Here is a 9,488-nt window from a genome sequence, read left to right as displayed (position 1 = left end):
ATTCGCGCGCGGTGCGAACGATCGCGTCACGGGCTTTATCGCTGGCATAAGACTTGCCGCTTAATACCCGCGAAACCGTGCTGACGGAATACCCCGTCAGGGTCGCAATCTCCTCCATTTTTAACCTGCCCGGCATAGTGTGACCTCGCTCTCAATCAGTTTTTGCAAATATTTGCAGAAACAGCGCTTTGATTTTAAAACCAAATTTCAGAGACCCTGGAGATTACTTAAACAGCTTGCGAGTATTCTCACAAAAACACATTGTCGCTGCGGCTCCCCTTTCCTATTTTCCGGTCATCCCTCATTTCAACTGAAATTAAGGTGTGACATGGAGAAGGTACGTTTTGGCATTATCGGAATAGGTAATATCGGTACGGTCCACGCGCGTTATTTACTGGCGGGTACGGTCAGTGACGCATGCCTGGCGGCGGTTTGTGATAATGCACCGGAAAAGCATCCGGCCATTCGCCAGCTGGTCGGCTCCCTCCCCCTTTTCAGCGATGCGCAGGAGATGCTCCAGAGCGGGCTTATCGACGCGGTGATTGTCGCAACACCGCACTATGAGCATCCGCGTCTGTCGATGCTGGCAATGCGCCACGGCATCCACACGCTCTGTGAAAAACCGGCCGGCGTATATACGGCGCAGGTGCAGGAGATGAACGCCTGTGCCCGGACCTGCGATGTGGTGTTCGGCATCATGTACAACCAGCGCCCGAATCCGCTCTACCAGAAGGTGAAAGATCTGATCGACAGCGGCGAGCTGGGTGAGATCCGCCGCTCCAACTGGATCATTACCAACTGGTATCGCTCGCAGAGCTACTACAACTCCGGCGGCTGGCGCGCCACCTGGAAAGGAGAAGGCGGTGGCGTACTGCTCAATCAGGACCCACATCAGCTTGATCTCTGGCAGTGGCTGGTTGGTATGCCGATCCGTCTGCGCGCGTTTTGCCAGTTTGGTAAGCATCGCGACATTGAAGTGGAAGATGAGGTCACCGCCTACGCCGAATACGCCAACGGTGCGACGGGCGTATTTATTACGACCGTGGCTGAAACGCCGGGGACCAACCGGCTGGAGATCGTCGGCGATCGCGGCAAGGTGGTCGTCGAAGAAGGGAAACTGCGCTACTGGCGGCTGCGGGAATCTGAAACCGCCTTCAACGCCCGCTGGCAAAACGGCTTTGGTGAACCGGAATGCTGGGAGGTCACGCTTCCCGTCGGCCCGGAATGCAGCGAACACCACGTTATTACCGCCAATTTCTGCGGCGCCATCCTGCGCGGCGAGCCGCTCATTGCCCCGGGGCTGGAAGGGATCCACGGGTTAACGCTCTCCAACGCCATGCACCTCTCCACCTGGACCGACGACTGGGTCGACCTCCCGCTCAATGAGAAACAGTATCTGCGCTTGCTTCAACAGCGTATCAGCACCTCAGTGGCTAAAGAGACCGCCAGCGTCACGCTGGATGCCTCCGGCACCTGGTAACTCAGGAGAAGAAACGATGTTAAATGTCGCTATCGTGGGAACAGGAAATATCTCGCATAACCATATTCAGGGTTATTTGCAGTTTGGCCAACGCTGCCGGATCGTCGCGCTGGTCGATATCTACCCGGAAAAAGCCCACGAAAAAAAAGCACGCTACAACCTGACGGACGCACGCGTGTATGAAAGCCACGAGCAGATGCTGGCGTCAGAGCCAGATATCGATATCGTCGACGTCTGCACGCCGCCCTACGTTCATGCAGAGATAAGCATTAATGCCCTCAATGCGGGTTGCCATGTGCTGTGCGAAAAACCGATGGCCGCCTCGCTGGAGGAGTGCGACGCCATGATCGCCGCGCAACAGGCCAGCGGTAAATTGCTCGCCATCATCGCTCAAAACCGCTTTACCGATGCCTTCTGGCGTTTAAAAGCGGCGCTGGATTCGGGCCTTGCTGGCAAGGTGTGCCATGCCCAGGTGGACTCGTTCTGGTGGCGCGGACACTGCTACTACGACCTGTGGTGGCGCGGCACCTGGGAAAAAGAGGGCGGCGGCTGCACCCTTAACCACGCGGTTCACCACATCGACGCCATTCAGTGGATGCTGGGTTTCCCGTCTGAAGTGGTGGCCATGATGACCAACGTGGCGCACGACAACGCTGAAGTCGAAGATCTCAGCGCGGCAATATTTAAATACCCCAGCGGCGCACTCACTCAGCTAACCGCCTCGGTCGTGCACCACGGCGAAGATCAGAAAATCATTATCCAGGGTGAAAAGGCGCGCATCTCCGCACCGTGGCAGGCCTTTGCCAGTGTCAGCGCTGATAACGGCTTTCCCCAGGAGGATCGGGACCTGCGACGGGAAGCGCAGCTTAACGCCGTTTTTCACGAGACGCCGAAGCTCGAATGGACGCTGCACACCGGGCAGATTAATGACCTGCTGTATGCCATCGAGCACGGCACGGCGCCGTTAGTGGATGGCCTGCAGGGCAAACGCTCGCTGGAGCTGATAACCGCGATCTATAAATCCGCCATCACCCACTGCGTGGTTTCGCTGCCGATTCAACGCGACGATCCGTTTTACCGTACCGGCGGGACCAACGCCCTCGCCCCCTGTTTTTATGAAAAATCCGCAAGCGTCGCCAACTTCAGCGAAGTCGGTGCGATTCCCCTGGGCAAAGATCTGGATGAAGGAGTAACACCATGAACAAAAATGACGGCATGAACTACGCGCCAGTGGGTAAACCTCAGCCCGTTGTCAGGGAAGGAGAGTTTGTCTTTGCCGCTGCCGCGCTCGACCACGGCCATATCTACGGCATGAGTAACGGCCTGATTGAAGCGGGCGCCACGCTGAAATGGGTCTACGACCCCGATCCGGCAAAAGTGGATAAATTCATTCAGCAGTATCCGCAGGCCAGGGTTGCAGACTCCCTGGATGTCATACTCGCCGACGATGAGGTGCGTCTGGTAGCTGGCGCCGCCATTCCCGCCGAGCGCTGCGCGCTGGGGCTAAAAGCGATGGCCGCAGGCAAAGATTACTTCACCGATAAAGCCCCCCTTACCACCCTTGAACAACTGGCAGATGCCAAAGCCATGGTGGAAAAAACGGGCCGGAAATACGCCGTGTATTACAGCGAACGCCTGCATGTTGAGAGCGCGGTCTTTGCCGGACAACTGGTGCAGCAAGGGGCCATTGGCCGCGTCGTACAAACGCTGGGGACGGGCCCGCACCGGGAAGGGACCGGCCGCCCTGACTGGTTCTACGATCGGCGCTATTTCGGCGGCATTCTATGCGATATCGGCAGCCATCAGATTGAGCAGTTCCTGTTTTACACCGGCAACAGTGACGCCACCGTGGTGGCAAGCCAGGTACGGAACGTTAAACACCCCCAGTACCCCGCCTTCGAAGATTTTGGCGATGCCATGCTGAAAGGGGAAAACGGCGCCAGCGGCTATTTCCGCTGCGACTGGTTTACCCCTGACGGGCTCTCGACCTGGGGCGATGGCCGCCTGACGCTGCTGGGCACCGAAGGCTATATTGAGATCCGCAAATATGTCGATCTCACCCGTGGTGAACAGGATGTGGTGTATCTCGTCAATAACGAGGGGGAGTTCCGTTATCCGGTCGCCGGCCAGGTCGGATTCCCGTTCTTTGGCGAACTGATCCTCGACTGTTTGCATCGTACTGAACATGCCATGACCCAGGCTCACGCCTTTAAGGCGGCGGAGCTCTGCGTGAAGGCACAGATGCTGGCCAACGCAACGGCATAACGGGAGGCGACAATGAAGCTCCTGAACACGGCGGTGATCGGCGCCGGAGCGATTCACGGTTGCCACGTGAATGCGCTGCGCCAGCTCCCCAACGTTGCGCTGCGCGCGCTGGCAGATATCGACAGCGTCAAAGGGCTGAAGCTGGCATTGGGCTATCAGTGCCGCTTCTATCAGGATTACCGGGAGATGCTGCTGGATGATGCCATCGATGTGGTCCATATCTGCACGCCGCACTTTGAGCATAAAAGCATGATTCTGGCGGCCCTCGCCGCCGGAAAGCATGTTTTCTGCGAAAAACCGGTGGGCATGAACAGCAGCGAACTGGTGGATATCACCCGCGCCGCTGACCAGGCTACGGGTCTGCTCGGCGTGTGTTATCAGAACCGGCTCAACCCCACCAGCCTGCGCATTCGCCAGGCACTGGACGAAGGCGAGCTGGGAAAAATGCTCAGCATCAAAGCGGTGCTGACGTGGTCACGCTCGGGCGCGTACTACACCCAAAGTCCGTGGCGTGGGCGACTGGCTACGGAAGGAGGCAGCCTGCTGATCAACCAGGCCATTCATACCCTCGACCTGATGCAGTGGTTCGCCGGCGGCGTGAGGCGTGTGAAAGGCGTGGTGGATAGCGGTGAACTGGCGGACGTGACGGAAGGTGAAGACAGCGCGATGGCCACGCTGCACTTTGCTAACGGCGCGCGCGGCCTGTTTTACGCCAGCAACTGCAATACCACTGATTCCCCGCTTCTGATGGAGATCCACTGCGAGCAGGGCTCGCTGCTGCTGAACGACAACACGCTCTGGCGCGTGACGCCGGGTGAGCGCGTCAGGCTCACCTGCGACGACTCCCCGGACGGTTCGGTCAAAAGCTACTGGGGGCTGGGCCACCAGCAGGCGATCCGTCGTTTTTATCAGGCTATCACCCACCCCGGTTACACGGATTACACCGATATCCGTGAAGCCGGGAAATCACTCACCCTTGTGGAGGCTATTTATCGATCATCTCAATTAAGGCAATGGATAGAAATCAATTAATAGAACGTAATTTGTATTCCAGCAGTAAATAAAAAACGACCCGACAGATCAGGTTAATCATTACCCTACACTGGATATTATTATGGTCAAACCAACTGAACGTAGAGTGGGTTATGGCGTGGCGCTCGGCTACGGTATAACCGATCTGTTTGGCGGAGGCGCTTTCGCCATTATCGGCACCTGGCTTTTATTTTTTTACACCACCTATTGCGGGCTCTCTGTCGTCGAAGCGGGTTCGATATTTGCTATTGCCCGCGTCATTGATGCGTTATTAAGCCCGATTATGGGTTATATCACGGATAATTTCGGTGATACCTGGCTCGGGCGTAAATTTGGCCGTCGCCGCTTCTTTTTATTACTCAGTTCGCCCTTAATGTTTCTGTATGCCCTGCTGTGGCTTACGGACATGGGTTACTGGTATTACCTGGGCACTTACCTCTCTATTGAGCTCTTGTCGGCGATGGTGCTGGTGCCCTGGGAAACCCTGGCCGCTGAAATGACTAACCGGTATGAAGAGCGTAGCCGTCTCTCCGGTGTGCGTATGATCTGCTCTCAGCTCGGCGGCTTTCTTGCGGTTTCCGTTCCCGGCGTCATTATGCAGTTCACGGGGAAAGATAATCCGTTTACCTATACTCTTACCGGGCTGATATTCTCCTGCGTATTCTGTATTGCGGTATTTATTACCTGGTACACCACCTGGGAAGCGAAAGATGTGCAACAGCCATCCACGTTTAAAGTGGATAAACAGCGCAGCAGCGGATTAATTAATCACCTGAAATATCTGGTGCTGGATCTCTTTTCCTCTTTCCGTATTCGCGCGTTCCGCCTGCATATTATTATTTATATCTTTTCATTTACGGCGATGGACGTATTCGGTTCGGTCTTTACCTATTATGTCGTGTATTGTCTGAGCCAGGACGCGGCAGCCGTCTCCGGCTGGCTGAGCATTGCGGCTTTCGCCTCGGTACCTGGCACATATGGATTTATGCTGTTGCTGAACAGGCTGAATGTCTCCCCTTCTGCCGCTTTGCGCCTCTCTTACGGCGGGATATTCTTCGTGCTGGTGTTCCTGTTTACGGTTTACCTGACCAAAACCCAGGTGCCCACGCTGCTGTTCACGGCGGTCTTTATCCTGCTGGGCGCCACCCGAGCAGGCCTCTATTACATACCGTGGAATATCTACAGCTTCATTCCTGATATCGACGAGATGGTGACGCAGCAGCGCCGCGAAGGGATTTTTGCCGGGGTGATGGTCCTGACCCGCAAAAGCACCGTGGCGATCGCCATCATGATTATTGGCCTGGTCCTGCAGGAGTCCGGCTTTGTGAAGGGCGGCGGCGCACAGCCTGAAAGCGCGCTGGGGGCGATTATAGGCCTGATGATCTTCGCGACGGCAGCCCTGCTGGCGGTGAGCTTCTTCACTACCTATAAATTCAAGCTCACCCGCGACACGCATAAGCTGCTTCTCAAGGAGATTGCCCGCCGTAAGCTGGGCGGTGATTACCGCGACTGCGATGCCAATACCCGCGTGGTGATAAAACAGCTCACAGGCTATGAGTACGATCAGGTGTGGGGAGGCGATGCTGCCCGTCGTGCAGTGAACAACGTCGGGTTATCGGCCGCAAAATAGCGCGTCTCGCCGGGCCGGTTCGCCGCCTGCCCGGCCTCTTTTCGCCTCAAAATGTGACCTCTGGCAGGTTTACATCTCTTTACGCTATACTACCCGCTGAAATAATCAGCTCAACGCTACGAGCTGACGTTCAATGTGTTTCCACACAAATGGTATCAACTTCCCTTCCGAGGATCTGGCGAGAAGCCGGATAAACTATGTTAAACAGTATTTTAGTAATACTTTGTCTGATAGCCGTCAGCGCATTTTTCTCGATATCCGAGATCTCGCTGGCCGCGTCCCGTAAAATCAAACTTAAGCTGCTTGCCGACGAAGGCAACATCAATGCTTCCCGTATCCTGAAAATGCAGGAAAATCCTGGAACGTTCTTCACCGTGGTACAAATTGGCCTGAACGCGGTCGCTATTCTCGGCGGTATCGTGGGGGATGCAGCGTTTTCTCCGGCCTTTTACAGCCTGTTCGTGCAGTACATGTCCGCCGAACTTGCCGAGCAGATGAGCTTTATTCTCTCCTTCTCGCTGGTCACCGGGATGTTCATCCTGTTCGCTGACCTGACCCCGAAACGCATCGGTATGATTGCGCCAGAAGCTGTGGCTTTGCGTATCATCAACCCGATGCGCTTCTGCCTGTTCGTGTTCCGTCCGCTGGTGTGGTTCTTCAACGGCCTGGCGAACGTCATCTTCCGCATCTTTAAACTGCCGATGGTGCGTAAAGATGACATCACCTCCGACGACATCTACGCCGTGGTAGAAGCCGGTGCGCTGGCCGGGGTGCTGCGCAAGCAAGAGCATGAGCTGATCGAAAATGTGTTCGAGCTGGAATCCCGTACCGTGCCCTCTTCCATGACGGGCCGTGAAAGCGTGATTTGGTTCGATCTGCATGAAGACGAGCAGAGCCTGAAGAATAAAGTCGCGGAGCACCCGCACTCTAAATTCCTGGTCTGTAATGAAGATATCGACCACATCATCGGCTATGTGGATTCCAAAGATCTGCTGAACCGCGTGCTGGCGAACCAAAGCCTGGCGCTCAACAGCGGCGTGCAGATCCGCAATACCCTGATTGTACCGGACACGTTGACGCTCTCTGAAGCGCTGGAAAGTTTCAAAACCGCCGGTGAAGACTTTGCCGTTATCATGAACGAATACGCGCTGGTGGTGGGTATCATTACCCTCAACGACGTCATGACCACGCTGATGGGTGACCTGGTCGGCCAGGGTCTGGAAGAGCAGATTGTGGCGCGTGATGAGAACTCATGGCTGATTGACGGCGCAACGCCAATCGACGACGTGATGCGCGTGCTGGATATCGACGAGTTCCCGCAGTCAGGCAACTACGAGACCATCGGCGGCTTTATGATGTTTATGCTGCGTAAAATCCCGAAGCGCACCGACTCGGTGAAGTTCTCCGGCTACAAGTTTGAAGTGGTGGATATTGATAACTACCGCATCGACCAGTTGCTGGTGACGCGTATCGATAACAAACCGACCGTGCTGGTGCCGAAACTGCCGGATGCGGAAGAGAAGGTGTCGGCGTGATAACAAAAGGGCAGTGATTAACTGCCCTTTCTTTTTTCACTCATATGCAGTACGTATCTGACATTGATGAAAAAATTTAGAACGGTGATGAATCCATATATATAAAACTATAGCCTGCAACGTTCTTAAATTTAAAGATATCACCACTAACCTTAAGATGGATAGAATTATCTTCAATTTTTACATACACATCTGAGGCGGTAGTCACCAGGAAAGGTTCATAGCCACTTCTTAGATCATTTAAAAAATCCGCATCCGATTTTTTCGCAGAGTATAGGTAATATTGGTATACATATGGAGTGGTTGCTCCAGCATTACTTTCAGTAATAATTAAAGTTGACAACTCACCAACTTTCTCTCGGCGTATAATATCTTGTTCAAGGTAAAGAAATTCATCAACTACACGCCATATGCCACACCCTAACAAAATAATCACGACGATTATATATAGCCACTTATTTTTAAAAACCAGAGCGTTGAGCATAGTCTATTCCTGCTCTAATCCATGTCTGATCGGTTGGATCATCCCCATGTGAATCCGGCCCTTGATAATTTTTAAAACTAGGGTCGCTGGTCCCTGCAAGAATTTGAGCAAGTCCGGCTGCCCGCAATAATATCTCGGGTTCAATTCCGGCGGCAATGCCTACCGCTCCGAAATGAAAATTTCCAAAATTTTCGTATTGCCTACCTAATATGTTTTTATAATCCCAAGGGCCATGCCCTTTTACTTGCTTATAAAACCATAAGTAGGTCAGCGCTGTCGGGCCATGATGGAACCGCGCAATCATCATGTTGTTTGATAATGAAACGCCAGGTGGAGAAAATGAAGAAATATCATAAGGAGGTTGAGGCTTAACAGCGATTGCTGGACGTCTCATGTTATGCCCTTTCGTTCCAGCTATCGGAAAAGAGCAAATTCCCATCACAGTGTTTCCATGTTATTTTTTCATATCGCATCTCAACACATTCAAGGTGATTATGTTTCTCTTTCGAAGCATCTTTCGTATCATGCATGACAGGAGAAACTCCGACAATTTTTACGTTTTCAAGAAACATGTTGTTATACTCAACTTCCTGACCCGCATCGTTAATACGATACCATTTAAACTCTGCGCTTATTAACGTTTGGCCGGTACAAACCGCCTTGAACAGATAGGGAGATGAACAATCAAATTCTTTCATAAAGAGGATACTTGAGTGCTTCCTTGTTCCGGTAATTTTTCCTGTCAATGGATCTGTTGGAATAGATACATTATGTGAAAACCCATTGATCTCTATACTTGACTCTCTATCTTGTACGTCAACAGCACCTTTTATTAACGCACCACCATCATCCTTCAGCCATAAATAAGCAGGAATAGCCATCCTTAAAACTCCTTTTCGTTAATGAGATGAGCATTCTTTATGCGTTATTCAATAAGGCCAATAGAGAATCAATTTTTTATTGTTTTATATCAAAACGAGAGCACTGAAAGAGAGTTTAAGAATAACTACACAAGCTCATACTTCCTCTGGAAAGTGGCAACCAGAAATTTACCGATGCAAC

The 9,488-nt window shown here is 53.0% G+C and carries 10 protein-coding genes; 6 read left to right on the top strand and 4 right to left on the bottom strand.

Annotation, left to right across the window (positions count from 1 at the left end):
* The coding region (locus M8370_RS22125; protein WP_250021740.1) for a LacI family DNA-binding transcriptional regulator at positions 1-136 on the bottom strand (136 nt) is incomplete at its 3' end.
* Between the two features lie 192 nt (positions 137-328).
* Here M8370_RS22125 and M8370_RS22120 point away from each other — a divergent pair.
* The 6 genes from M8370_RS22120 to paeA all read left to right on the top strand — a co-directional run bounded on the left by M8370_RS22120 (position 329) and on the right by paeA (position 7,942).
* Positions 329-1,480, top strand: a complete 1,152-nt coding sequence (locus tag M8370_RS22120; RefSeq protein ID WP_013095330.1) for a Gfo/Idh/MocA family protein — start codon at positions 329-331, stop codon at positions 1,478-1,480.
* A 16-nt stretch (positions 1,481-1,496) separates the two neighbouring features.
* Entirely contained in the window at positions 1,497-2,681 is a 1,185-nt protein-coding gene (locus M8370_RS22115; RefSeq protein ID WP_250021739.1) for a Gfo/Idh/MocA family protein, read from the top strand.
* Entirely contained in the window at positions 2,678-3,745 is a 1,068-nt protein-coding gene (locus M8370_RS22110) for a Gfo/Idh/MocA family protein (RefSeq protein WP_013095328.1), read from the top strand. Before M8370_RS22115 ends, M8370_RS22110 begins: the two co-directional genes overlap by 4 nt.
* A 12-nt stretch (positions 3,746-3,757) precedes the next feature.
* Complete coding sequence (locus tag M8370_RS22105) at positions 3,758-4,777, top strand: Gfo/Idh/MocA family protein (protein WP_250021738.1); 1,020 nt, start codon at positions 3,758-3,760, stop codon at positions 4,775-4,777.
* Positions 4,778-4,859: 82 nt separating this feature from the next.
* Entirely contained in the window at positions 4,860-6,407 is a 1,548-nt protein-coding gene (locus tag M8370_RS22100) for an MFS transporter (protein ID WP_058680816.1), read from the top strand.
* Between the two features lie 197 nt (positions 6,408-6,604).
* Entirely contained in the window at positions 6,605-7,942 is a 1,338-nt protein-coding gene (gene paeA / locus M8370_RS22095) for a polyamine export protein PaeA (RefSeq protein WP_013095324.1), read from the top strand.
* A 76-nt stretch (positions 7,943-8,018) separates the two neighbouring features.
* Here paeA and M8370_RS22090 read toward each other — a convergent pair whose 3' ends face one another.
* Genes M8370_RS22090 through M8370_RS22080 form a run of 3 tightly spaced genes read right to left on the bottom strand, consistent with a single transcriptional unit; the run spans position 8,019 to position 9,307 of the window.
* Positions 8,019-8,426: a hypothetical protein gene (locus M8370_RS22090; protein WP_057072645.1), complete on the bottom strand. Its 408-nt coding sequence runs from the start codon at positions 8,424-8,426 to the stop codon at positions 8,019-8,021.
* On the bottom strand, positions 8,404-8,820 hold the full coding sequence (locus M8370_RS22085; protein WP_250021737.1) for a polymorphic toxin type 44 domain-containing protein: 417 nt from the start codon (positions 8,818-8,820) through the stop codon (positions 8,404-8,406). The genes M8370_RS22090 and M8370_RS22085 overlap by 23 nt, the downstream gene beginning before the upstream one ends.
* Position 8,821: 1 nt before the next feature.
* Positions 8,822-9,307 carry an Hcp family type VI secretion system effector gene (locus M8370_RS22080; protein ID WP_038418543.1) on the bottom strand — a complete coding sequence of 162 codons (486 nt, stop codon included), beginning with the start codon at positions 9,305-9,307 and terminating at the stop codon, positions 8,822-8,824.
* Positions 9,308-9,488 lie beyond the last annotated feature (181 nt).

This window comes from Enterobacter cloacae complex sp. OE43NF (assembly GCF_023544405.1).
GTDB classification, from domain to species: Bacteria; Pseudomonadota; Gammaproteobacteria; order Enterobacterales; family Enterobacteriaceae; genus Enterobacter; species Enterobacter cloacae.
This window is presented reverse-complemented; position numbering and strand designations above follow the sequence as displayed.

Excerpts from the sequence above, each read along its gene's own strand:
- M8370_RS22120 (WP_013095330.1), top strand. The coding sequence starts at position 329 with ATGGAGAAGGTACGTTTTGGCATTATCGGAATAGGTAATATCGGTACG.
- M8370_RS22115 (WP_250021739.1), top strand. The coding sequence starts at position 1,497 with ATGTTAAATGTCGCTATCGTGGGAACAGGAAATATCTCGCATAACCAT.
- M8370_RS22110 (WP_013095328.1), top strand. The coding sequence starts at position 2,678 with ATGAACAAAAATGACGGCATGAACTACGCGCCAGTGGGTAAACCTCAG.
- M8370_RS22105 (WP_250021738.1), top strand. The coding sequence starts at position 3,758 with ATGAAGCTCCTGAACACGGCGGTGATCGGCGCCGGAGCGATTCACGGT.
- M8370_RS22100 (WP_058680816.1), top strand. The coding sequence starts at position 4,860 with ATGGTCAAACCAACTGAACGTAGAGTGGGTTATGGCGTGGCGCTCGGC.
- paeA (WP_013095324.1), top strand. The coding sequence starts at position 6,605 with ATGTTAAACAGTATTTTAGTAATACTTTGTCTGATAGCCGTCAGCGCA.
- M8370_RS22090 (WP_057072645.1), bottom strand. The coding sequence starts at position 8,426 with ATGCTCAACGCTCTGGTTTTTAAAAATAAGTGGCTATATATAATCGTC.
- M8370_RS22085 (WP_250021737.1), bottom strand. The coding sequence starts at position 8,820 with ATGAGACGTCCAGCAATCGCTGTTAAGCCTCAACCTCCTTATGATATT.
- M8370_RS22080 (WP_038418543.1), bottom strand. The coding sequence starts at position 9,307 with ATGGCTATTCCTGCTTATTTATGGCTGAAGGATGATGGTGGTGCGTTA.